The sequence below is a fragment of the Antarctobacter sp. genome, from assembly GCF_965277915.1.
Lineage (GTDB): Bacteria > Pseudomonadota > Alphaproteobacteria > Rhodobacterales > Rhodobacteraceae > Antarctobacter.
In genome coordinates this window covers 4455514-4480239 of sequence record NZ_OZ255849.1, presented here as the reverse complement: position 1 = coordinate 4480239, position 24726 = coordinate 4455514, and the positions used below count along the sequence as shown (strand labels likewise).

Annotated in this window: 11 protein-coding genes; 8 read left to right on the top strand and 3 right to left on the bottom strand. The window is 65.9% G+C overall.

From position 1 onward, the window contains the following. Positions 1-137: 137 nt before the first annotated feature. Entirely contained in the window at positions 138-1706 is a 1569-nt protein-coding gene (locus ACQY5B_RS22785) for a 2-isopropylmalate synthase (RefSeq protein ID WP_305970127.1), read from the bottom strand. A 429-nt stretch (positions 1707-2135) separates the two neighbouring features. Here ACQY5B_RS22785 and ACQY5B_RS22780 point away from each other — a divergent pair, with 429 nt between their 5' ends. Next, complete coding sequence (locus ACQY5B_RS22780; RefSeq protein ID WP_420327209.1) at positions 2136-5090, top strand: calcium-binding protein; 2955 nt, start codon at positions 2136-2138, stop codon at positions 5088-5090. Positions 5091-5256: 166 nt separating this feature from the next. Here the strand turns inward: ACQY5B_RS22780 and epsE are convergent, their stop codons facing one another. Beyond that, a complete protein-coding gene (epsE, locus tag ACQY5B_RS22775; protein ID WP_420327210.1) occupies positions 5257-6474 on the bottom strand; it encodes an exopolysaccharide biosynthesis GT4 family glycosyltransferase EpsE in 1218 nt (405 codons plus the stop codon). 186 nt (positions 6475-6660) lie between these two features. Here epsE and ACQY5B_RS22770 point away from each other — a divergent pair, with 186 nt between their 5' ends. From ACQY5B_RS22770 to ACQY5B_RS22740, 7 genes are all read left to right on the top strand, one after another. Next, positions 6661-7506, top strand: a complete 846-nt coding sequence (locus ACQY5B_RS22770; protein ID WP_420327212.1) for a glycosyltransferase family 2 protein — start codon at positions 6661-6663, stop codon at positions 7504-7506. Next, positions 7503-8864 carry an oligosaccharide flippase family protein gene (locus ACQY5B_RS22765; protein ID WP_420327213.1) on the top strand — a complete coding sequence of 454 codons (1362 nt, stop codon included), beginning with the start codon at positions 7503-7505 and terminating at the stop codon, positions 8862-8864. Before ACQY5B_RS22770 ends, ACQY5B_RS22765 begins: the two co-directional genes overlap by 4 nt. Positions 8865-9036: 172 nt before the next feature. Beyond that, on the top strand, positions 9037-15501 hold the full coding sequence (locus ACQY5B_RS22760; RefSeq protein ID WP_420327215.1) for a type I polyketide synthase: 6465 nt from the start codon (positions 9037-9039) through the stop codon (positions 15499-15501). Positions 15502-15506: 5 nt separating this feature from the next. Beyond that, on the top strand, positions 15507-16523 hold the full coding sequence (locus ACQY5B_RS22755; protein WP_420327216.1) for a glycosyltransferase family 2 protein: 1017 nt from the start codon (positions 15507-15509) through the stop codon (positions 16521-16523). Positions 16524-16528: 5 nt separating this feature from the next. Continuing rightward, complete coding sequence (locus ACQY5B_RS22750; RefSeq protein ID WP_420327217.1) at positions 16529-21025, top strand: MupA/Atu3671 family FMN-dependent luciferase-like monooxygenase; 4497 nt, start codon at positions 16529-16531, stop codon at positions 21023-21025. Positions 21026-21030: 5 nt separating this feature from the next. Then, on the top strand, positions 21031-21705 hold the full coding sequence (locus tag ACQY5B_RS22745) for a 4'-phosphopantetheinyl transferase family protein (protein WP_420327218.1): 675 nt from the start codon (positions 21031-21033) through the stop codon (positions 21703-21705). A gap of 229 nt (positions 21706-21934) precedes the next feature. Next, a complete protein-coding gene (locus tag ACQY5B_RS22740; RefSeq protein WP_420327220.1) occupies positions 21935-23263 on the top strand; it encodes a GumC family protein in 1329 nt (442 codons plus the stop codon). 83 nt (positions 23264-23346) lie between these two features. Here the strand turns inward: ACQY5B_RS22740 and ACQY5B_RS22735 are convergent, their stop codons facing one another. After that, positions 23347-24624 carry a CpsD/CapB family tyrosine-protein kinase gene (locus tag ACQY5B_RS22735; protein ID WP_420327221.1) on the bottom strand — a complete coding sequence of 426 codons (1278 nt, stop codon included), beginning with the start codon at positions 24622-24624 and terminating at the stop codon, positions 23347-23349. Between the last annotated feature and the right edge of the window lie 102 nt (positions 24625-24726).

The window sequence follows — 24726 nt, the reverse complement described above, 5'->3', positions numbered from 1 at the left end:
AAACTCGGTTAACAAAACATCAAAATGGTTAAAATGCTGTAAAGACCTGATCCGGGATCACACGCATTCGGCCCCGTCAAATCGCGCTTTCCGAGGGGCTCCGCCAACGAGAACGCCGGCGGAGCAGAAGGGCGTGGTCAGCCCATTTCCTTGTAGGAGATTTCACGCGTGTCCGCGCCCGGTCCCATCTTGGACCGGCGCACCATGAGCCGGTTCAGGGCCTGGATATAGGCGCGTACCGAGGCGACGACCGTATCGGTATCCGCCGACTGGCCGGTGGCGATGATGCCGTCCTCTTCGAGTCGCACGGAAACGGTGGCCTGCGCGTCGGTGCCCTCGGTCACGGCGTGCACCTGGTAGAGCTGCAGCTGCGCCTTGTTGGGATGCAGTTCCCGCACCGCCTTGAAACAGGCATCCACGGGGCCGTCTCCATGACAGGTCGCGCTCTGGTCCTCGCCGTCGACCTCCATCTCCAGCTGGGCCTCGGCCGGTCCGCCAGTGCCGCAGACCACGCGCAGGTTCACCAGCTCAAGACGGTTCGAATCGCCGTCCGTGGTCGCGGTGACAAGGGCCAGGATGTCGTCGTCAAAGACCTCTTTCTTGCGGTCGGCAAGATCCTTGAACCGCACGAAGATGTCCTTGAGCTGGTTGTCCCCGACCTCGACCCCAAGATCATTGAGTTTCGCCCGCAGCGCCGCGCGGCCCGAGTGCTTGCCGAGCGGCAAGGAGGTGCCCGCGATACCCACGTCTTCGGGGCGCATGATCTCGAAGGTCTCGGCGTTCTTCAACATCCCGTCCTGGTGGATGCCGCTTTCGTGCGCAAAGGCATTCTTGCCGACGATGGCCTTGTTGAACTGCACCGGAAAGCCCGAGACGGTCGAGACACGGCGCGAGATATGCATGATCTTCTTGGTGTCGATCCCGGTGTGATAGGGCATGATATCGCCCCGCACCTTGAGCGCCATGACCACCTCTTCGAGCGCGGTGTTGCCCGCGCGTTCGCCAAGGCCGTTGATGGTACATTCGATCTGACGCGCGCCCCCGGCAACGGCGGCAAGGGCGTTTGCCGTCGCCATGCCAAGGTCGTTGTGGCAATGGGTGGCAAAGACCACCTCGTCCCCGCCGGGCACGGTCTCGATCAGCTTGCGGATCAGGTCCGCGCTTTCGACCGGCGCGGTATAGCCCACCGTATCGGGGATGTTGATCGTGGTGGCGCCGGCCTTGATGGCAATCTCGACCACGCGGCAGAGGTAATCCCATTCCGTCCGGGTCGCGTCCATCGGCGACCACTGGACGTTGTCGCAGAGGTTGCGCGCATGGGTCACGGTTTCATGGATGCGTTCGGCCATCTCGTCCATCGTGAGATTGGGAATGGCGCGGTGCAGCGGCGAGGTGCCGATGAAGGTGTGGATGCGCGGACGCTCGGATTTCTTGACCGCCTCCCAGCAGCGGTCGATGTCGGGCAGTTGCGCGCGTGCAAGCCCGCAGATCACCGACTGTTTCGAACGTTCGGCGATTTCGGAAACGGCGCGGAAATCGCCCTCGGAGGCGATCGGGAACCCGGCCTCGATGATGTCGACGCCCATGTCGTCGAGCAGCTCTGCGATCTCGAGCTTTTCGGCATGGGTCATGGTGGCGCCGGGCGATTGTTCGCCGTCGCGGAGGGTGGTGTCGAAGATGACAACGCGGTCTTTGTCGGTGCTCATGGTCTGTCCTCAGCTATGCGGGCGGAACGCCGGGGCGTCCCGGAATGTCTTGGGGGGTTGACCTGCCGGCACGCGCGCGGGCTCCGCGAAGGCGGAGGGATGACGGCCCCGGTACTGGCCTGATGTGTCTGTCATCGGAAAGATCCCAACTCGTGTGCGTGCAGGTCCCGGCGCGTCACACATCTCCTCTGAGCACGCGCGCCGAGGGGGCCACGCTCAGAGGCGAGTTAGCAGTAGACCGCTGCCAAGCGCAAAGACCGCCGAAAGGCGGGTCTGGCGGGCGTTATGGCGGGTCTCGGTCATGGCGGCCACTATACGGAGCAAATTCCAAATGAAAACCCATGATTTGACCTGATTTCCGGGACCGGCCCGTTTCGTACGCTTTGTCCCGGATGCGGTTTGAGGCATAGTCGCGGCAGGCAGGAAAACATGAGGCAGACCAACATGCGCAAATGGCTGAGGGCGCTCGCGCTGGCTTTGATTCCGGCGCTTTGTGCAACCATCACGGTGGCGGAACGGGACGAGGCGCGCGTCTACGTCTTTGGCAATTCGCTGGTGCATCACCTCAGCGAAACGTCGGACCATACCAACGTTCCCCACTGGATGAACCAGATGGCCAAGTCCGATGGCCGGTCGCTGGCATTGGACGGGCAATGGGGGTTCCTCCGGAACTTTGCAGACGGCCTGCCGCCGACGGCGAACTGGTCCTTTCCGGGTTTGCAGGGGGCCTGGTCGCCGGAACAGGGGCTGTTCCGCGACGGGCGCTACGACGCGGTGATCGTGACGCCCGCGAACTTCATCCAGTACCAGTTGCCCGACGTGCCCTACGACGGCGACAATCCGGACCGCGAAAGCCCGCTGGGCGCCTTGCAGCGGATCTTTGACTGGGTCGAGGTCAATAGCCCGGACACGCGGCTGTTTGTCTACGAGGGCTGGTCGGACATGGCCAGTTTCTCGCGCAGCTTTCCGCCGTCGAACCGGCAGTTGCGCCGCTACCATGCCTTCAACGCGGGCGAATACCACCAGTGGTATCGCGACCTGCTGAACGTGATGTCCGTCACCCGCCCCGACACGCAGGTCGAGGTGATCCCGGTGGCCTCTGTCCTGGCCGGGTTCTTTCAGCGGGGCGGCCTGCTGGAGGGGCTGCCGGCAGAGGCGCTTTATACCGATAATGCTCCGCATGGGACGCCGACGCTTTACATGCTGGCGGCGATGGTCACTTATGCCTGGGTCTATGACGCGCCGCCGCCGGACGGGTTTTCGCCCCCTGCGGTGCTGCACCCGGATGTCGTGGCCAATTACGCCCAGCTGGCCGAGGCGATCTGGGAGCAGGTGCCGCAGCGCGAGGCCGCGACCCCCGCTCCCGCCGACCCGCCGGTCGAAGAGGCCCGCGCACCGGACCTGCCCGAGCGCCAGCCGATCTCGCTGCCGCCGCGCGGGGTCAGGCCGCAGGGCGCCCCCGCGCTGGGGCTGGGCCTGAACGGCATATCCGACTGGTCGACGCAGCATCCCTTTCTGGACCTGATGAAATCCTCGCGCGGCTGGGTCGGCAACATCGGCGACCAATGGGGCGCCGTAAGCACCGAAGAGCTGCGCGCCGGTGGCCATCTGGACGAAGACGACTGGCCTCTGCGGGTGCCCGAGGGTGTCGATGCCATCGAGACGGTGATCCTGACGAACCAGCCCAAGGCTGCCGGGTCCCTGCGCGGCGACTATGTCCTGACCTATGACGGCAAGGCCAAGTTCAAGCTGGTCGGCCGGGCCCGGCGTGTCCGCACCGAGCCGGGCCGCATGACCTTCAGCTATGAACCGGGCGAGGGCCTGGTGGCGCTGTCGATCACCGAGATCGATCCCGCCGACCCGATCCGCAATATCGTCATCCTGCGTGAAGAGCACGAGGCGTTGTACCGTGCCGGGGCGCTGTTCAACCCGGATTTCCTGGCCCGGGTCGAGGACGTGCGTGTGTTGCGCTTCATGGACTGGATGATCACCAACGGCTCTCCGGTGACCGGCTGGGAGACGCGGCCGACGATGACCACCGCCAGCTGGTCGGAATGGGGTGTGCCAGTCGAGGTCATGGTGCGGCTGGCCAACGTGATCGGGGCCGATCCCTGGTTCAACATGCCCCATCTGGCCGATGACGATTACGTCCGCCGCTTTGCCGAGGTGGTGAAGCGTGACCTTGACCCGCGGCTGAGGGCCTATGTCGAACTGTCCAACGAGGTCTGGAACCCGGGTTTCCCGCAGGCGGCCTGGGCGCGCGGGCAGGCAGAGACGCTCTGGGGCGCGACGGACCAGGGATGGGCGCAATTCTACGGGCTGCGGGCGGCGCAGGTGATGGACATCTGGTCGGATGTCTACGGCGATCAGTCCGACAGCCTTGTGCGCGTGGTGGCGACACACACAGGTTGGCCCGGTCTGGAAAAGGAGATCCTGCAGGCGCCTCTGGCCTTTCTGCGACTGGGGCACATGCCGGTCGACAGTTTTGACGCCTACGCGGTGACCGGCTATTTCGGCTACGAGATGGGTGGCGAGGAAATGGCGCAGCGCATGGACGGCTGGCTGGATAAAGCCGCCGAACTTGCCCGGGACGCGGGTGAGGCCGAGGGCCTGCAACGGGTTGCGCTGCGGGAATTTGTCAAGGACCGCAGGTTCGAGGCCGCTATCGCCCCCGTGGCCGAGGCGCTGGAGAAAGGCTCGCTGCGGCAATTGGTCGAGGAGATCTTTCCCTATCACGCCGGGGTGGCCCGCAAGAACGGCCTGCGCCTGATCATGTACGAGGGCGGCACGCATCTCGTCGGGCACGGCGCGCGGGTCAACGACGAACGGCTGACCGCCTTTTTCGAAACCTTCAGCTATAGCCCGGAAATGGCCCGCCTGTACGAGATCCTGTTGGCGGGATGGGTGGATGCGGGTGGCGTTCTGTTCAACGCTTTCGTGGATGTCGCCCCCTCGTCCATGTGGGGCAGCTGGGGCGGGCTGCGCCACCTCGAGGACGAGAACCCGCGCTGGGACATGCTGATGGCCTACAATGCTTCCGGCCCCAACAGCTGGGAGGCCAGGGACGAGGCTGCCTTTCTGAATGGCATTAGAGTGCTGGGCGGAGAGGGCCGGATCGAGGGCACCGCGCAAGAAGACTACCTGACCGCCGGGCCGGGGGATGATGTTCTGGTCTCGGGCGGCGGCGCGGACGTGCTGAACGGCGGACCGGGGCAAGATCGTGCGGTCCTGCCCGGAGCGCGTGAGCGCTATGAATTCAAACTGGAAAACGGCATCGTCCATGCCCGTGCCGACAGCGGCCTGCTGCGCATGGTAGGGATAGAGGAAGTGGTCTTTGACGCAGCTCCCGAGGCCGCGATTTCCGTGGCGGACCTGCTCCCCTGACGTTGTCTGCCTGCGCCGAGATCGTCACCTCGACTTTGGCGGACCGTGTTTGTGCCGACGAGGTTCCGACAATTCGGCTGAGGAACGGCGACAGGGTCCAGAGTGGCTGTGCAAGTGGCTTGAGGCCAGAGAGGAGCGAGCAGGGCGGGGCGGCGGGGATCCCGCGCTACATCTCCTGGGCGCTGTCCGGGTTCCGCAGGCGCTCGATCTCTTCGACCAGCACCTCGGCCCCCAGCGAGGCGCGGAAACTCTCGACGATGTGCTGGCGCCCGGCCTCTGACAGGCGCTTCAGCGCGTCCGGATCGCCGACGAGGCTGCGGATCGTGCGGGCCAGCATCCCGGGGTTCTTCGGTTCGACAAGATAGCCGGTGGACCCGTCCGTGATCAGTTCGCGCACGCCGCCCGCATCGGTGCCAATGGTCGGGACACCCATCGACATGGCTTCCATGTAGGCGACGCCCAGCGGTTCGTGCCAGGACGCCAGCACGAACAGATGCGCCTCTTCCAGCTTGTCCTTGACCTCGCCCGCGTCGATCGCGCCCAGAAGCTTGACGTGATCCTGAAGGCGCAGCCGCTTCAGCGTCTCTTCCAGTTCGATCCGGTAGCCGGTGCCACCGTCGTCATCCTCTCCGGCGATTTCGACACGCACGTCGACGCCCTGGTCCAGAAGCTGACGGGTGGCGGCCATCAGGTCCTGGTGACCCTTGACCAGGTTCAGACGCCCACAGGCGAAAATGCGGATCGGGCGGCCATGTTCGGGCGGCTGGTAGGGCGTGCGGCGCTGCAGTTTGTCAGTGTCCACGCCCATCGGGCGGATGATCCGCCGTTCGGGGAGCGATCCGGCCAGGGTCTCTTCGATTTCGGCGAGGATCTTGCGCGTGATGATCGTGGCGAAACTGGCGTGCCGCCATTTTACCCGCTGACCGGGGCCGTAGTCCGACAATGGCCCGTGCAATGTCATCGAGTAGCGCGGCCCGCCCATGAGATGCGCGAAACAGGTGATGAGCGCGACGCGACCGCAGGAATGGGCGTGGATGTGATCGAGCCCGCGCGCTGCCGCCTCGCGCCGCAGCCTTTCGGCGGCGGCCATCGTCATCAGCGCGTCCCGGGCGAATCCGGGGCCCTCGCGCAGCATCCAAAGCGGCAGTCGCTTGGTGCTCAACTTGGTCAGTGCGGTGGCGGCAAGCAGCGGATCTAAATGCCCCAGGTAAGTGGTGCGCGCGATCGCCTTGTCGGACCAGTCGTGCGAAATCAGGCGGCGCGGCGGCTTGCGGGTCGAGAATACATGGACCTCATGTCCCATCGCTTCCAGTGCGCGGATCTCGCGCCAGAAGAAGATGTGCGTCTGTCCCGGGAATTGCGGGACGATGTACCCTATACGCAAGCCTTGCGTCACCTGATATTCCTATGGATGGCAGCCGCGCCTCTTGTGGGCGTTCGTCGTGATCAAACCTAATCGATTCCATGCTTTGGCCACAGTTCCGCAGCAGTTTCCAGAGCAGGCCGAGGTGTATTTTTTTCATGTGTGGCCCCAGTGGTACGGGTGTGAGTATGAGATATGGATACAACCATGCAGAGGCGGAACGCGGGCGTTTCGGTGATACTTCCGGCAAGCAACGAGGCAGCGCTGATTGGCGGCTGCCTCGAAGCATTGCTGGACTCTGAAGAGCCCGGCGCAGGCATGGTCGAGGTGATCGTGGTGGCCAATGGCTGCCGCGACGACACGGCCGATGTCGCGCGCGGCTACGCGGCGCGGATGGCGGCGCGGGGCTGGCATCTGGTGGTGATCGAACAACGGGCGGGCAGCAAGCCCGGCGCGCTGAACGCGGGGGATGCGGCGGCCAGCGGGGCGATCCGGGTTTACCTCGACGCGGATGTGATCGTCACGCCGGGGCTGCTGGCTCAACTGGTGACGGCGCTGGACGTGGATGGCCCGCGCTATGCCAGCGGCCGGGTCGAGATCGCCGCAGAGGGCGCGATCAGCCGGGCCTATGCACGGATCTGGCGCCGGGTGCCCTTCATGCGGGACGTGGTGCCGGGATGCGGCCTGTTCGCGGTGAACGCGGCGGGCCGGGCGCGCTGGGGCGCATTCCCGGATATCATCTCGGACGATATCTATGTCCGGCTGCAATTTCGTCCGGGCGAACGGCAGGGCGTGCCGGCGCCCTATCGCTGGCCCATCGCAGAGGGTTGGCGCAACCTCGTCAAGGTGCGCAGGCGCCAGGACGCCGGCGTGGACGAGATCGCCGCGCTTTATCCGGCGTTGACACGGAACGACGACAAGCCGGGCTTTCCCTTGCCCAAAAAACTGCGCCTCGCGCTGCGCGACCCGCTGGGTTTCATGGTTTATGCGGGCGTGGCGATCGCGGTAAAGCTGACCCCGCACGCCCGTCAGACCTGGAGCCGCGGAAGATGAGCGCGATGGAGGCCTTCCGAAGCGAATCCGTCACCGCGCGTGCGATGCGGTCGTCCCTGTTCACGCTGGGCAGCTTTGGCTTTGGCCAGGTGGTGCGGCTGGGATCGAACCTGATTCTGACCCGGCTGCTGTTCCCCGAGGCCTTTGGCCTGATGGCGCTGGTCATGGTCTTTCTGATGGGCCTGGGACAGTTTTCGGACGTCGGGGTGACGCCCGCGATCATGCAGTCGAAACGTGGTGATGATCAGGATTTCCTCGACACTGCCTGGACGATCCAGGTGGCCCGGGGGATCGGCCTGTGGCTCTTGGCCTGCGGCCTGGCCTGGCCGATGGCCTGGGTCTATGATCAGCCTTTGCTGGCATATATCCTGCCAGTCTCGGCTCTGACCCTGCTGATCACCGGGTTTAGGCCAACGCGGATGATCACCGCGAACAGGCACCTGCTGCTCGGGCGGGTCACGGTCCTCGACATGGCCACTCAGCTGGCGGGGGTCGCCGCCGCCGTGGGTCTGGCCTGGTGGTGGGGGTCGGTCTGGGCGCTGGTGATCTCTGGTGTGATCGGTGCCCTTGTCGAGGTTGTGTTGAACTGGCGTTACCTGCCCGGCCCAGCCAACCGCCTGCGCTGGGAAGGCCCCGCCGCGCGCGAGCTCATCTCCTTTGGGAAATGGGTGTTCCTGGCGACGGTATGCGGTTTCTTCTTTACCCAGGCCGACAAGATGCTGATCGGCAAGTTCATCGCGCTGGATACTTTCGGTGTCTACAACATCGGGTTTTTCTTGGCCTCTTTCCCGCTGATGCTGGGCAACCTTCTGACCCACAAGATCCTGATCCCGGTCTACCGGGAAACCCCGCCAAAGGAGAGCCGTGAGAACTTTCTGAAATTGCGCAAGATGCGCTTTGTCGTGTCCATCGGCTTGATCGGCTTTGTCGGGATCTTCGCCCTGATGGGCGTCTGGCTGGTGCAAACGCTGTATGACGCGCGATACGCCGCAGCGGGCGCGGTGGCGGTGGTTCTGGCCTGCGCGCAGATCCCCATGTTGATCGTCATGACCTATGATCAGGCCGCGTTGGCGGCGGGGGACTCGCGCCGGTACTTTTACCTGGCTCTGGTGCGTGCGGTGCTGATGGTGGGGTGTATCCTGATCGGCCTGCAGGCGGCAGGGCTGATCGGGGCGCTTGCCGGGCAGGCGGCGGCCTTTGCGCTGGCCTACCCGGTGGTGGTCTGGCTGGCGCTTCGCATGGGGGCTTGGGATGCGCTGCACGATGTTGTCTTTGCTTGTGCCGGGCTGCTTCTGGCCGGGGTCGCAATATGGTTGAACTGGGGCCCGATCCTGCAGTTGTCACAACAGGGCGGATGAGGCCGGTGTCCCGCAAGGCGCGGTTTCGAAAGGATGGGTTCAGTGTTCAGACCCCGGTCAGGAAATCGGTCGGCACGGCCCGGATACGGATCGAAATGGCTGCGGCCCACTGGAAATCGCCGCAGTTCCGCGCAACTTGCGGGTGGTGGCATTTGTTTTTTCGAGGGCCTGCATGACGGATGAAACAGCGCAGCAGTACGGCGAAACCGACATTGCCATCGTGGGCATGGCCGCCCATCTGCCGGGCGCCGCCGACATCGCCGCATACTGGTGCAATCTGCGTGACGGCATCTCTTCGATCCGGCGCTTGTCCGAGGACGAACTGCGCGAAGCGGGCGAAGACCCCGGGTTGATGCGTCACCGCGATTACGTCCCCTTTGCCGCCCCGCTGGAGGGTTTTGACCATTTCGATGCCGAGTTCTTTGGGTTCAGCCCAAAGGAGGCGGCGATCATGGACCCCCAGCATCGCCAGTTCCTGGAGACCGCCTGGGAGGCTCTGGAAAACGCGGGCCACGTGCCTGACAGCTTTGATGGCCAGGTGGGGGTCTTTGCCGGTTGCGGCATGGGTTCGTATTTCTATTTCAACGTCTGTTCCAACCCGGACCTGGTGGAAAGCACCGGTATGTTCCTGCTGCGCCATACCGGGAACGACAAGGATTTCATGACGACGCGGCTCAGCCATGTGCTGGACCTGCACGGGCCCTCGATCAACCTGCAGACCGCGTGCAGCACCTCTTTGGTGGCGACGCATTACGCGGTGCAGGCGCTTTTGAACGACGAATGCGACATGGCCATCGCGGGCGGCGTCACCATCGAACTGCCGCAGGGGCGCGGCTATCTCTACAAGGAAAACGAGGTCCTCTCGCCCGACGGGGAATGCCACGCCTTCGACCACCGTGCCAAGGGCACGGTCTTTGGCTCTGGCGCAGGGGTCGTGGTGCTGCGGCGGCTGGCGGATGCGGTGGCCGATGGCGATCACATCTACGCGGTGATCAAGGGGTCGGCGGTCAACAACGACGGTGCGCAAAAGGCCGGCTATCTGGCGCCCAGCGTCGAGGGGCAGGCAAGCGCCGTGGCCGAGGCACAGGCCTTTGCCGGGATCAGCGCCGATACGGTGGATTACGTCGAATGCCATGGCACCGGCACCTACCTGGGCGATCCAATCGAGGTCGCAGCCCTGACCGAGGCCTTTCACGAGACATCGACCGCCTTGGGGCATTGCCGCATCGGGTCGGTCAAGACCAACATCGGCCACCTGGACACGGCGGCCGGCGTGGCGAGCCTCATCAAGGCCTCTCTGGCGCTTCACCATCGGCAGATGCCGCCCTCTCTGGGCTTTGAGGCGCCGAACCCGGCCATCGATTTCGAGAGTTCGCCCTTTCGCGTGAACGACCGGCTGACCGACTGGCCCCGTGCCGACCATCCACGCCGGGCGGGCGTGAACTCTCTGGGTGTAGGGGGCACAAACGCGCATGTGGTGCTGCAGGAGGCCCCCGAGCGTGCGCCGGGCGACGAGAGCGACTGGCCGTTCCAGATCCTGACGGTCTCTGGTCGCAGCAAGACCGCTCTGGAGGACAATACCGCAAGATTGGCCGCGCATCTGCGCGCGCATCCCGAACAGCACTTGGCGGATGTGGCCTTTACCCTGAAGGAGGGCCGCCGCGCATTCGCGAAACGCCGCGTGGTGGTGGCCGAAAACCACGAGGAGGCGGCGCGCCTGCTGGAGGGCAGCGATGTGCGCCGTGTCTTTACCCATGACGCGCTGGACCGGCCCGAGGTCGTCTTCATGTTTCCCGGCGGCGGGGCGCAATACGCCGGCATGGCGCGCGACCTGTACGAGACGGAGCCGGTCTTTGCCGAGTGGATGGACCGGGGGCTGGAACACCTCGACCGGATCGCGGGCGGCGAGGAATCGGGGAGTATTTCAGGAGAGAAGAAGCCAGGGGTGCGCGCGCTGTGGCTGCCTGGGCGCGGGGCGGAAGCGGTAGCGGACCAAGAGTTGTTGCGGCCTTCGCTGCAGCTGCCACTGATCATGATCACGGAATACGCGCTGGCACAGCTCTGGATGAGCTGGGGTGTGACGCCCGCCGCCCTGACCGGTCATTCGATGGGGGAAAACACCGCCGCCTGCGTCGCAGGTGTGATGGGGTTCGAGGAGTGTATCGGGCTGGTCCACCTGCGCGGGCGGCTGTTCGATACGGTGCCCGCCGGAGGCATGTTGTCGGTTGGGTTACCGGCGGAGGAACTGCGCCCCTTGCTGGGGGAGGACCTCGACCTTGGCGCGGTGAATGGGCCGGAGCTTTCGGTGGCCTCCGGGCCGCAGGCGGCGCTGGACGCCTTGCAGGCCGAACTGGAGCGGCGCGAGGTTCAATGCACGCGTATCGGCATCAACATTGCTGCGCACAGCCGGATGCTGGAGCCGATCCTTGCGGATTTCGGCGCCTACCTGCAGGGGATCGAGTTGCGGGCGCCCGAGTTGCCGCTGACTTCGAACCGCACCGGAGCGTTGATGACGGCGGAGCAGGCGACGGACCCTGAGTATTGGGTTGCCCACCTGCGCGGGACGGTGCTGTTTGCCGATTGCATCGGCACGCTGGACAGGGACAACCGGGTTTTCCTTGAGGTCGGGCCGGGCAAGGCGCTGACCTCGCTGGCGCGGCAGCAGGTGGGGGGCAACCGGGTGCTGTCCTCGTTGCGGCACCCGGAGGAGGCGATTGCCGACGACAAGCACATGTTCGAGGTGCTGGGCCGGCTGGCGGCGCTGGGCGTCGGGATCGACTGGGCACAGGTCTGGGGCGAGGCGCGGCGCAACCGCGTGGTGTTGCCGACCTATGCCTTTCAGCGCAGCCGATATTTCATCGAGCCGGGAGAAGCGGCGGCGAAGGCGCCCGGCTATCTGATGCGCAATGATGAGATCGGAGAGTGGGGCTGGCAGCCGGTATGGCGGCCGCGCTCTGCCCCGGTCGAGGTGGATGTGGTCGATGGCCTGTCCGATGCCGCGCCGCAGGTCTGGCTGATGTTTATGGACGAGGCCGGGTTGGCCGAGCGGGCGGCGGACCGGCTGCGCATGGCAGGGCACAGCGTCGTCGAGGTGCGGCCCGGAGATGCCTTTGCCCGGGTGGGCGAGGGCTATGTGCTGGCGCCGGAGCGCGGGCGCGAGGGTTATGACCTGCTGGTGCAGGACTTGGCGGCACGCGGGATGGTGCCGACCCGAATCGGGCAGTTCTGGCTGCTGACAGAGGGCGAAACCCACCGCCCCGGGTCGAGCTTTTTCCACCGGGTGCAGGAACAGGGTTTTTACGCCCTGATGTTCTTGGCGCAGGCCATCGAGGGCGAGGGCCTGCCGCGCCCCCGGCAGATCACCGTGGTGACAAATGGTGCGGCACAACTGCGGGACGAGCCGCTGCCCTACCCTGAAAAGGCAACCGTTGCCGGACCGGCGCGGGTGATTCCTCGCGAATTGCCCGGGGTCAGCGTGGCGACGCTGGATGTGGTCTTGCCTGCGCCGGTCGAGGCGGCTTTCTGGGGCCGCGCCAAGGCAGAGGCCGCGCATGAGCGCGCAATGGAGGCGCTGACGACGAGGGTGCTGGAGGACCTGTTGAGCGAACCGGGCGACCGGATCGCCGCGTTGCGCGGGGATCGACGGTTCGAACGCGTGATGAAACCCGTTGCGCTGAACGAGGCGCCCGAGGTGCAAGAGGGCGGCACCTACCTGATCACCGGCGGGTTCGGCGGCATCGGCCTGACCCTGGCGCGGGATCTTGCGTCACCCGGGGCGAAACTGGCGCTGATGGCCCGCCAAGCGCTGCCCGACCGGGCGGATTGGGACGATTACCTGCGCCGTCACGCGCCGCAGGACCGGGTGGCGCGGCGCATTCGGGCGGTCATCGCGCTGGAAGAGGCAGGTGCCGAGGTCAAGGTGGTGGCGGCGGATGTCTGCAACCTGGGCCAGGTGCAGGCGGCGCGGCGCACGATCGAGGACCGCTTTGGCCCGATCACCGGGGTGATCCACGGCGCGGGCGTGATCGACGATGCGCCGCTGTTGGCCAAGTCGCCCTCCAGCGTCGAGGATGTGTTCACGCCCAAGATCCACGGCACAGAAGTCTTGGGAGAGGTCTTTCCGGACGGCAGCCTTGACTGGATGGTGCTGTTTTCGTCGTCCTCGACCGTCACGGCGCCCGCTGGGCAGGTGGATTACGTCGCCGCCAACGAGTTCCTTAATGCCTTTGCCCGCGCGCGCAGCGGCAAGACGCGCGTGGTGGCGATCAACTGGGGCATCTGGAACGAGGTTGGCATGGCGGCCGAGGCTGTCGCCGCACGAACCGGAGACCTGCCCAAACCGCCGGTCACCCCGGTCGTGCAGGACATGCTGGCCGAGGCGAGTTTTGACCGTCACGGCAACCGGTTGTTTACCGCGCGCTACGCAGAGACGGACTGGTTCATCGACCAGCACCGGACACGGGCCGGGGAGGCGCTGCTGCCCGGTACCGGCTACCTGTCGCTGGCGGCGCAGGCGCTGCGGGCGCATGGCGAAAGTGGCGGGTTCGAAATCCGAGACCTGACCTTCCTGCGGCCCTTGCGGGTCGCTCCTGATGGCGCGCGTGATGTGCGCATTCGCCTGACGCGTACCGACGATGGCTATGGGTTCGACGTGCTGGCCGATGCCACGCTGAACGGGCGGCAGGGCTTTGCGCTGACCGCGCAGGGCGCGCTGTCGCTGATGCCTCTGGCGCGGCCCGCGCCGCTGGATCTGGGCGCGATCCGGGCGCGTTGTCCGGCGCGCCTCGATGGCAATGGTGCCAAGCTGACCTCGGCGCAGGAGGTGCATCTGGCCTTTGGCCCAAGCTGGAAGGTGCTGGATGCCCGCGCGTTGGGCAAGGGGGAGGGGATTGCCGATCTGTCCTTGCCCGCCGATGCCGCGGCGCCCGACATGCCGCTGCACCCTGCGCTGCTGGACATTGCCACCGGCTGGGCGATGGAGCTTATCGCGGGCTATCAGCCGACGCACCTCTGGGTGCCGGTGCGCTATGGTCGGGTGCGGGTCCATGCGCCGCTGGGGGAAAATGTGGTCAGCTGGGTGCGCAATGCCGCCAACAACCGGGCCGATGGCGAAACGGCCAGCTTTGATGTCACGCTTTGCGATCCCACGGGTGCGGTGCTGGTGGAAATCTCCGGCTTCGTGATCCGCAAGCTGGAGCGTGTCGCGCTCTTGACGACGCCACCGAGGCTGACGGCGGCAGAACTGGAAGTGGATGAAGGCGATGCCGTGCAGCCGCTCTCCCCCGCAGAGGAACGGCTGGCCCACAACCTGAGCCAGGGCATCCGGCCGGCCGAAGGTGTCGAAGCCTTCCACCGGGCGCTGGCGCTGGACGCTCGGCAGGTCGTGGTGTCATCCATGGACCTCGACGCGCTGACCGCGCAGACGGCGGCCTCGGTGGTCGAGGCCGCGTCTGGTCAAACCTTTGAACGTCCGCAACTGGACAGCGATTATGTTGCCCCCGAGGGCGAGATCGAGACCCGGCTGGCCGGCTTCTGGGAGGATCTGCTGGGCGTGACAGATGTGGGCATCGAGGACAGTTTCTTTGATCTGGGTGGGCACTCCCTGATCGCCGTGCGGCTGTTTGCGATGGTCAAAAAGGCCTTTCGCGTCGATTTCCCGATTTCCATCCTGTTCGAGGCGCCGACGATCCGTGCCTGTGCCGCGTTGATCGAGGCGCAGATCGGCCCTGTCGAAGGCGACCCCGAAACCGCCCCGAAAGCGCCGCAGCGCCGGTTCACCCATCTTGTGCCCATGCATGACGGTGACGGCGGCGCGCGGCAGCCCTTCTTTCTGATCGCGGGCATGTTCGGCAACGTGCTCAACCTGCGCCACCTCGCGCATCTGCTGGGCAGCGACCGGCCGTTCTATGGCGTGCAGGCTCGTGGCCTCTACGGGGGTGAGGCGCCGCATGACACCATCGAAGAGGCCGCACGCGACTACATCGCCGAGATCCGGCAGGTACAGCCGCATGGCCCCTACATGGTCGGCGGTTTCTCGGGTGGCGGGATCAGCGCCTACGAGGTCGCCCGCCAGTTGGAGGTTGCAGGTGAAGAAGTGTCGCTGGTGGTGATGCTGGACACGCCATTGCCGCAGCGGCGTCCGCTGTCGCGGCGCGACCGGATGATGATCCAGTGGCAGCAGGCAAGGGAAAAGGGGCCGCTCTACCCGTTCATCTGGGCAAGGAACCGCATCGCCTGGGAGTTTGCCAAGCGCCGGCAGACAGGGCAAACCGGCGCCGAACATGCCTTCCACAACGCCGAGATCGAGGCGGCCTTCTACCGGGCCATCGCCGCCTACAAGGTGCGGCCCTGGGATGGCCGCGTGGTGCTGTACCGTCCGCCGCTCTCGGGCAAATGGACGGTTTCGGGCGGGGCGCTGGTCAACGGCGAACGCACCTATGTGACCCATGACAACGATTGGGGCCTGGTGGTGCCGGGGGTCGAGGTGCACGAGGTGCCGGGCGACCACGACAGCATGGTGCTGGAACCCAACGTGCGGGTGCTGGCCGGGCTGATGCGCGAGGCGATCGAAAGCGCCGAGGCCAAAAGCTTTGGTCACGGCGAAATTGTGGCCTTTCCCGGCCACGCGGCGGAGTGAGCGGCATGGCGCGGATCCTGGTGGTATCGCTGAACTATCGTACGGCAGAGATGACCCTGCGGTCCGTCCGCGCGGCCCTGCAGGCGATGCAGGGGATGGATGCGGAACTGGTCATCGTGGACAATGATTCCGGTGACGGGTCGTTCGAGCGTATCGCGCAGGCGCTGGCGACAGAGAGCTGGGCGCAGGGCGCGCCGGTCCGGCTGCTGCAATCGGGAAAGAACGGCGGTTTCGGTGCGGGCAACAACGTCGGCATCCGCGCCGGGATGAGCGATGGCGGCATACCGGATTACGTCTACCTTCTGAACTCCGATGCCTTTCCGGCGCGGTACGCGATCCGGCGCCTGCACGACCACCTTGAGACGCATCCAATGGCCGGTTTCGCGGGCAGCTATATCCACGGCGAGGATGGCGAACCGCATGTGACCGCCTTCCGCTTTCCCTCGATCTGGTCGGAACTGGAAGGCGCGATGCGGTTCGGCCCGGTGTCGCGAGCCTTGCGACATAAAGCCGTGCCCATCGGCGTGCCGAAGACAACGCAACGCGTGGATTGGCTGGCCGGGGCGTCGATCATGATGCGGCAGGGCGTGCTGGACGAAATCGGGCTCTTTGACGAGACGTTCTTCCTGTATTTCGAGGAAACCGACCTGTGCCTGCGCGCCGCGCGCGCGGGACATGAAACGCATTACGTCCGAGACAGCGAGGTGGCGCATATCGGCTCTGTTTCGACCGGCATGAAGACATGGCAGCGCATACCGGGGTTCTGGCTGGACAGCCGCTGGCACTATTTTGCCAAGAACCACGGGCGCGGCTATGCGGCACTGGCGACGCTGATGCACGCGCTTGGCGGTGCAGTCTGGCGGCTGCGCATGTTGCTGCAACGCAAGCCGCCCGCTGATCCCGCGCATTTCCTGCGCGATCTGATCCTGCATGACACCAAGGCACTGGTCCGGCCCCTGCCGGAACGGCGCGAGGCTGCGCGCGCCACGGCCCGGGTTGCAGCCAAGGCACAGGCGGAGTGACCGAGATGGCGATGACCTGCGTGCTTTGGGGGAATGAGTCACTGCTGGTGCAATGTGGCGAGATGGCGCTCGACCGAGGCAACACCATCTCTGCGGTCGTGACCGACAACACGGATGTGCGGCGCTGGGCGGAGGGCCGTGGCCTGCGGGTGGAAACGCCGGGCAAGGATCTTGCGGCGCGTCTGGGGGACGGGTTTGACTGGCTTCTGTCCATCGCCAACCTTTCGATCATTCCCGAGGACGTGCTGGCCTTGCCCACCAGGGGCGCGGTCAATTTCCACGATGGACCCCTGCCGCGTCATGCCGGGCTGAACGCGCCGGTCTGGGCGCTGATCGAGGGCGAGACACGTCACGGCGTCACCTGGCACCTGATCGAGGGCGGGGTGGATGAGGGCGACATCCTCGTGCAGGCGGGGTTCGACATCCGGCCGGGGGATACGGCGCTGACCCTGAACACCAAGGCCTACGAAGCGGCGATGGAGTCTTTCCCGGCGCTGCTGGACCAGCTGGAAAGCGGCGCGTTGGTCCGTGTGGCGCAGGACCTGACCCAACGCAGTTATCACGCGTGGTCAGATCGGCCCGGGGGCTACGGCGTTCTGGATTTCACGCGGCCGGCGGTAGAGCTGGAACGGCTGGTGCGGGCGCTTGATCACGGACCCTATTGGAACCCGCTTTGCGTGGCCAAGATCCGGGCGCGGGGGGCGCTCTTCGGGGTTGGTCATGCGCGCCTGACAGAGGGGTACGGGACACCGGGCACGGTGCTGGACGTCTCGGATGACCGGCTGACCGTGGCCTGCCGGGAACACGCGCTGGTGCTGTCCGGGCTGACGCGCATCTGCGGCGCGCCAGTCGAAGCGGGCCAGATCGCACGCGTTGGCGAGATCCTGGACCGGCCGCCAGAGGTCGATATGGCGCCTGTCGCACGGGCCGACGGGCAGATGCGCCGGGTGCTGGCCGAGCTGCAGCCCGCTGCACTGGGCGGATTGACCGAAGGCGAACGCGCCTTGCAAACCCGTGCCCTGACGTTGCCTTCTGGCGATGCCTTGGCGCGGGTCATGCGCTGGGCGCAGGCACTCTGCGGGCGCGAGGCGGTAGACCTTGCCTGGGCCGATGGCGCGCTGGAGGCATTGGCGGGAAGTGGTCTGGTCGCGCCCTGGGCGCCGCTGCGTACCGGATCGACGGCCAGGCCACAGCCCTGGGCCACGGACCTGCCTGCTCGCGCGCCCGAGCTGACCTGGCCCGAGGTGCCGCAGATTGGCGTTGCTGTCGATGGCGCGGGCCATGTGCCGGGAACGGTGATAACCGTGATCCTCGATGACGCGCCGGCGCTGTCCTACGATGCCGGGTGCCTGCCGCCTGCGCAGGCGGAACTGTTCGCCGCCCGTCTGGAATTCACCGGCACGGGCCTGCCCAAGGCAGAGCGCGACCTGGTCCTGAACCAGTGGAACGCCACCACGACCAGCCATGACCGCGGCCGGACGATGCACCGCGCCTTCGAGGCGCAGGTGGCCGTATCGCCCGATGCGGTCGCGCTGATCTTCGAGGATCAGAAACTCACCTATGCCGATCTGAATGCCCGCGCCAATCGCGCCGCACATCTGCTGCGCGAGATGGGCGTGGCGCCGGGAAAGGTGGTCGGCCTCTGCTGCCGGCGGTCGATCGACCTGATGGTTGGCGCGCTGGCGATCCTCAAGGCCGGGGGCGCCTACCTGCCAATGGATCCGGCCTACCCATCGGACCGTCTGCAGCATTTCGTCCAGGACAGCGGCGCGCAGGTGATCGTCACGCAGGCCTCGGTGGAACCCGGCCTGCCGCGCCATGACGCGCAGTTGCTGGTGTTGGACGCCGAACCACGCCTTGCTGCGCAGCCCGTCGAAAACCTGCCCGACACCAGCGGACCAGCGGATCTTGCCTACCTGATCTATACCAGCGGATCGACGGGCAGACCCAAGGGCGTGATGGTCGAGCATCGCAATGTATGCAACTTTTATACAGGGATGGACGCGCACATCCCGCACGACGGTGGCACTTGGCTGGCCGTCACCTCGCTGTCCTTCGACATCTCGGTGCTGGAACTCTTCTGGACCACTGCGCGCGGACTGACCGTCGTTCTGACCGGGGACGAGGACCGGGCGTTGATCTCCAAGGGGCCGATGCCGCGAGGCGAGGGCATGGAATTCTCGCTGTACTACTGGGGTAACGACGATGGGGCCGGGCGGGACAAGTACGCCCTGCTGCTGGAAGGGGCGAAATTCGCCGACCGGAACGGATTTGTCGCCGTCTGGACGCCCGAACGGCATTTCCATGCCTTTGGTGGGCCCTATCCGAATCCCAGCGTGACCGGGGCCGCCGTTGCCGGTGCGACCAGGAACATCGGCGTGCGCGCCGGATCGGTCGTGGCGCCCCTGCACCATCCCGCGCGGATCGCCGAGGAATGGGCGGTGATCGACAACCTGACAAACGGGCGTGCGGGTATGGCGATTGCCTCTGGCTGGCAGCCGGACGATTTCGTGCTGCGCCCCGAGAACACCCCGCCCGAGAACAAGCCTGCCATGCTGCGCGACCTTGAGACCCTGCGAAAGCTGTGGCGTGGCGAGGCGGTGGGGTTTCCGCGCAAGGACGGTTCGATCCACGAGGTCGTGACCCAGCCGCGCCCGGTGTCGAAGGATCTGCCGGTCTGGGTGACGACCGCCGGCAATCCCAAGACCTGGCAAGAGGCCGGGGCGGCAGGGTGCCATGTGTTGACGCATCTTCTGGGCCAGTCGGTCGAAGAGGTCGGCGACAAGATCAAGCTGTACCATGCGGCCCTGCGCGAGGCCGGGCACGATCCGGCGGACTTCAAGGTCACGCTGATGCTGCACACGTTCCTCAGCAACAGCCGCGACCACGCCCGCGAGATCGCGCGCGCGCCGATGAAGGACTATCTGCGCTCTGCCGCCGGGCTGATCAAGCAATACGCCTGGGCCTTTCCGGCGTTCAAGCGGCCCGAAGGGGTGTCCAATGCCTTTGACCTGCAGCTTGACGGGTTGGAGCCCGACGAACTGGAGGCGATCCTGGACTTTGCCTTCGAGCGCTATTTCAAAGAAAGCGGCTTGTTCGGCACGGTCGAGGAGGTGCTGAAGCGCACCGACGAGGTGCAGGCTATCGGCGTAACGGAAATCGCCTGTCTCATCGACTATGGCATCGACCGCGAGACCGTGCTGGACGGGCTGAAACCTCTGGCCGAGGTCGTCGCCCGCGCGGGCGGAGAAACGGAGCTTGCACCGGACGATTTCTCGATCGCGGCGCAGATCGTGCGACATGGTGTGACGCATCTGCAATGCACGCCTTCGATGGCCCGGATGATCGCGATGAACGACGAGGCGCGCTTTGCCCTCAAGGGTGTACAAAATGTATACCTTGGTGGAGAGCCCTTGCCCGGCGCGCTGGTCAAGGAGTTTGCCCAGATTACCCAGGTCACGGTCACCAACATGTACGGGCCCACGGAAACGACGATCTGGTCTTCCTGCACGCGCGCCGATCCGGATGAGCCGGTGGTCAATATCGGCCTGCCAATGGCCAATCAGCAGCTCTACGTCCTCGACGAGAACCGCGCCCCGGTGGGCGTGGGGCAGGAGGGCGAACTTTGGATCGGCGGCGAAGGTGTGACGCGCGGCTATTGGAACCGCCCCGACCTGACGGCGGAACGGTTCGTCGAAAACCCTTTTCACGGTGGGCGCATGTATCGTACCGGCGATCTGGTGCGGCGGCGCGCCGACGGTCGGATCGATTTTGTCGGTCGGGTGGATCACCAGGTGAAACTCCGCGGACACCGGATCGAACTGGGCGAGATCGAGGCCTGCCTGGAGGCAATCGCCGGGATCACCCAGGCCGTCGTCATGGCGCGTGAGGATGTGCCTGGTGATGTGCGACTGGTGGGTTATTACACGGGTGCGGCCAAGGATGAGGCTGCGGTCAAGGCCGCAATGGCCCGTGATCTGCCCGGCATCATGGTGCCCGGACGGTTCGTGCATCTCGACGCCTTTCCGCTGACCCCGAACAAGAAGGTCGACCGCAAGGCGCTGCCCGCACCGCAGGCGGTGGCAGCGAAATCGGCATCGCCGCCGATTGCCCCGGCGATTTCGGCCGCGGAAGGGGATGCCGCGCTGGTCGAGGCCGCGGTTGCCACGATCTGGCAGCGCACGCTGGGCGTCGCGCCTTCCTCCCGGGACAATTTCTTTGACCTCGGCGGGCATTCCCTGCTGGCGGTTCAGGCGCATCGGGCGATCCGCGAGGAACTGGGCGCCGCGAGCCTGTCGATCACCGACATCTTCCGTTTCCCGGTCCTGGCGGATCTTGCCGCGCGCGTGGCCGGATTGGCGGAGGGGCCGGTGCGCGCGCCCGCAGCGCCCGTTGCGCCGAAACCCGGGCCTATGCCCGTTGACGCGACATCGGACAGGGCGCGATCTCGCAGCGAGGCGATGGCGCGACGGCGTGAGATGCGCGCCCGGCGCCGGGTCTGAACATCGTGTCGGCAGTCGAACTGGAACGCCTTGTTCGCCAGATCGGGCCCTTGCGCGGTGTGGGCTGGGGCCTGGCCGTCCCCGGCGAGGGAGACCTGTATCCGGAAGAGGAGGCGGCCATCGCCCGCGCCCTACCGGAGCGGCGCGCAGAGTTCGCCGCCGGTCGCCTAGCGGCCCGCCGCGCGATGGCGCAGCTGGGTTTGGCGGATGCCGCAATCCCGATGGGCCCCGACCGCGCGCCCGTTTGGCCCAAGGGGGTGGTTGGCAGTATCAGCCATGCTGCGGGCTTCTGCCTGGGCGTGGTCGCACGGTCCGACAAGTTTCGCAGCCTGGGCATCGACATCGAAGGTGATGCCCCCCTGGCTGAGGACCTGATCCCCGAGATCTGCCTTCCAGAAGAGTTGGCCCTTGTACCCGCAAACCTTCGGGCAGCCCGGGCCAAGCGCCTGTTCTCGGCGAAGGAGGCCGCCTACAAGGCGCATTATCCTTTGGCCGCACAGGCTTTTGGCTTTCACGGGTTGCAGGTGGATCTTGCGCAGGGCTTTGCCCGGTTCACTGACCATCCCGAAGTTGCCTCAATTCCGCCCGAATCCCGGGCGGACCTGCCACTGCGCCAGGAAATCGGGTCCGTGCTGATTCTGTCGCTGAGCGCCATCCCGGCGGACATCTCCCGACGCTAGGACACGGATTTGCCACAATTGGCCGGTGAAGCCCTGCAATCTGCCTGAAATGAGGCGAAAACATGGCTCCGGTTCGCAACCTGGACACGCTTTGTTTCCGGCTTTTCCTTGGTCAGGTCGTGGCGAAATTTGGGCGGCATTGCTAGATTGCGGCCTGAAGATGGCGCTTTCGGGGTAAAACACGTTCGCGCTGTCTCCGCACCGGGGGCGGTCTTGCGGGAGAGTTGAAATGAGTCAGTTCCAGTCGATCGGCGAAGTGTTCGCCGCCCTCAAGCGTCGTGCCCTGTTGATCCTGGTGGTCACGTTCCTGGGTTGTCTCGCCTCGCTCTACTACGCGATGGGGCAGGCCAAGGTGTTCGAGGCGACGGCGATTGTCCAGATCGAGGACGCGCAGGTGCCCGACCAACTGGCCGGGGCTCTGGCCGCGACCAACGACGCCGCCCGCCGGGTCCGCCTGATCGAGCAGCGCCTGACTGCCCGGGACAACCTCGTGCGGATCATGGAGAAACACGCGCTGTTCAGCGCCGACCCGACCATGACCATGAGCGAGCGCGTTGGACGTCTGCGGGATTCAGTGCGTATTCAACAGCTTGTTGGCCAGGAGCAGAGCTTTGCACCCGGCGGCAACGCGCCGTCCGGCCTGATGATCTCCGTGCAGTTGGACGATGCGCAAAAGGCAGCGGACGTCGCCAACGAGTTGATGCAATCGGTGATCGACCAGTCGCGCGACCGCAGCGCAAGCCGCGCCCGCGACACGCTGGAGTTCTTCGCCGCCGAAGAGACGCGCGTGGGCGCCGAAATCGACGCGCTCGAAGCCGAGATCGCGGAGTTCAAGCGCCTGAACGCAGAACAGCTTCCCACGGGCGTGGTTGACCTGCGGTCGCAACTGGGCAGCCTGCGGGACACTGATCTGGACCTGGATCAGCAGATCCTGACGTTGCAGACATCCAGCGACCGGACCCGGGACGAGGTACGCGAGCGCCAGATCGCCGCCCTGCGGGAACAAAAGGCCCTGATCGCGGCGCGGATCGCCCAGATCGAAACCCAGATCCAGGGGGCGCCCGAGGTCGAGCGCGAGCTGAACCGGTTGGACCGCGAGATGACCCGCCTGCAGGAGCAATACGGCGTGATCACCCGCCGCAAGGCCGAGGCCGAACTGGGGCAACTGCTGGAGGATCGCAAGGCCACCGACCGCTTCGAGGTTCTCGAGACCGCCTTGGTGCCTGAATTCCCGGTGTCGCGCAGCCGCAAGAAGCTGGCCGTGATGGGCGGCGTGGCAAGCCTGATGGCCGCGCTTGGCCTGGCCTTCCTGATCGAGACGATGAACCCGGTGATCCGCAGCGCGGCCCAGATGGAGCGGGCGCTGGGTGTGCAGCCGGTGGTCGCGATCCCGGTGGTGACGACCCGGCAGGACCGGCGCAGCGGCGGGCTGAGAATGCTGGGTAAATTGCTGGCAATCTTCGCGATCCTGGGTCTGGGGCTCAAGCTGCTCTGGGATCGTTCGCCGGTTCTGGCAGAATTCACCGAAAGGTTCCTGCCGCGGGCGATCCGGGGCTAGGCACGAGACATGTCAGAGGTACGGGTGCGCTGTCCTTGCAGCTGGAGAGCGCACTTGCGGGCCGGGCACGGGGGCGCCCGGCCTCAATAACTGTAGCGGTCGATTTCGGTGCCCTCGGCCTTGTTCAGGATCATCCCCAGGATCGGGGTGCCATCGCCCAGGCGCCGTTCAACCTCGGCAATTTCCTTTTCCGTCGTCAATCCGCCGCCGATCACCAGCAGAACGCCATCGAACAGCGGCCGCGCGGCGATCACGTCGTCGTAGGACAAGGCCGGGGGCAGGTCGATCAAAACGACGTCGGGATCGTATTCGTCCTCGATCCGGTGCAGGCAGGCCTCGGAACGCGGGTCCTGCAGCAGTTCCGAGGCATAGGCCTCGGGCCGGTTGTTGAGTCCAAAGGCGATGTTGCGCCCGGCGTTGACCGGGTTGCGCCCCATCCGCAGCAGGTGATCGCCCGGCGCGGTCATGCCGCGCAGCATGTCGCCCAGCGAACCCGGATCGGAGACGCCCAGGATCTTGTGCAGGCTGGGCCGGCGCATGTCGAGGTCCAGCAGCAAGGTACGACAGTTCTCCTGCCGTGACAGGCTGATGGCCAGATTGGCGGCGGTGAAGGTCTTGCCGCATTCCTTGCCGGGAGATGTGATTGCCACGCGGCGCCAGCCGTTTTCGTGCAGGGCCTGCAAGAGACGCGTTCGCAGCACGTCAAAGGCCGCATGGGCAGGATCATCGCGGCTGGCGGTGATGATGCGGTTCCGGTCGAGGTGGACCTTGTCGACCGTCATTTCCGACAGCCCGGCCCAAGCGGAGGCAGCCGGGTCCGGCTGCTGTGGTGGCCGCGCCGATGCCGGCGTGCCTGTCGGCTGGTCCGTGACCGGGACCATGTCCGTCAGCGCCAGCGGGGGCAAGTCCCGTGGTACTTTGGTGCGCTCCCGTGCAAGGCGCTCTTCCTCCGCGCGGCGCGCGGCCTCTGCGGCCTTGGCATCGGCCAAGCGTGCCTGTTCGGCTCGCTTTTCCTGTTCGGCACGGTGCGCGGCCTCGGCCCGCTCTGCCACTGCCTTCCGCCGCGCCTCTGCGGCGCGTTCCTCAGCCGCGCGTTGTTTGTCCTCTTTCTCGGCCTGCAATGCCGCCTCAGCCTCGGCGCGTTCGGCGGCTTGGCGGGCTTCTGCTTCGCGTCGGGCACGCGCGGCCTTGACCCGTCGCAACGCCTCTGCCCTTGCCATCGCTTCGATTTCCGCGCGGCGGCGAGCCCTTTCCTGTGCCTTTTCGCGGGCCTTCGCCTTGTCTGCATCCGACTTGACTTGATCCGCGGCGGCGTCGTGTTTCCGGGCGACCTCTTGGGCAGTCTCGTCCAGTTGGGGCACGGAATCAGGTTGTTGGGCCACGGGGCGTGCGGACCCCGTGGCGGAAGTGCGTTTGCGCCGGAATTTTGGGCTGTCCATCATGTTCATGACCCTTGCTCCGCA

Excerpts from the sequence above, each read along its gene's own strand:
- ACQY5B_RS22785 (WP_305970127.1), bottom strand. The coding sequence starts at position 1,706 with ATGAGCACCGACAAAGACCGCGTTGTCATCTTCGACACCACCCTCCGC.
- ACQY5B_RS22770 (WP_420327212.1), top strand. The coding sequence starts at position 6,661 with ATGCAGAGGCGGAACGCGGGCGTTTCGGTGATACTTCCGGCAAGCAAC.
- ACQY5B_RS22780 (WP_420327209.1), top strand. The coding sequence starts at position 2,136 with ATGAGGCAGACCAACATGCGCAAATGGCTGAGGGCGCTCGCGCTGGCT.
- ACQY5B_RS22740 (WP_420327220.1), top strand. The coding sequence starts at position 21,935 with ATGAGTCAGTTCCAGTCGATCGGCGAAGTGTTCGCCGCCCTCAAGCGT.
- ACQY5B_RS22750 (WP_420327217.1), top strand. The coding sequence starts at position 16,529 with ATGGCGATGACCTGCGTGCTTTGGGGGAATGAGTCACTGCTGGTGCAA.
- ACQY5B_RS22760 (WP_420327215.1), top strand. The coding sequence starts at position 9,037 with ATGACGGATGAAACAGCGCAGCAGTACGGCGAAACCGACATTGCCATC.
- ACQY5B_RS22765 (WP_420327213.1), top strand. The coding sequence starts at position 7,503 with ATGAGCGCGATGGAGGCCTTCCGAAGCGAATCCGTCACCGCGCGTGCG.
- ACQY5B_RS22755 (WP_420327216.1), top strand. The coding sequence starts at position 15,507 with ATGGCGCGGATCCTGGTGGTATCGCTGAACTATCGTACGGCAGAGATG.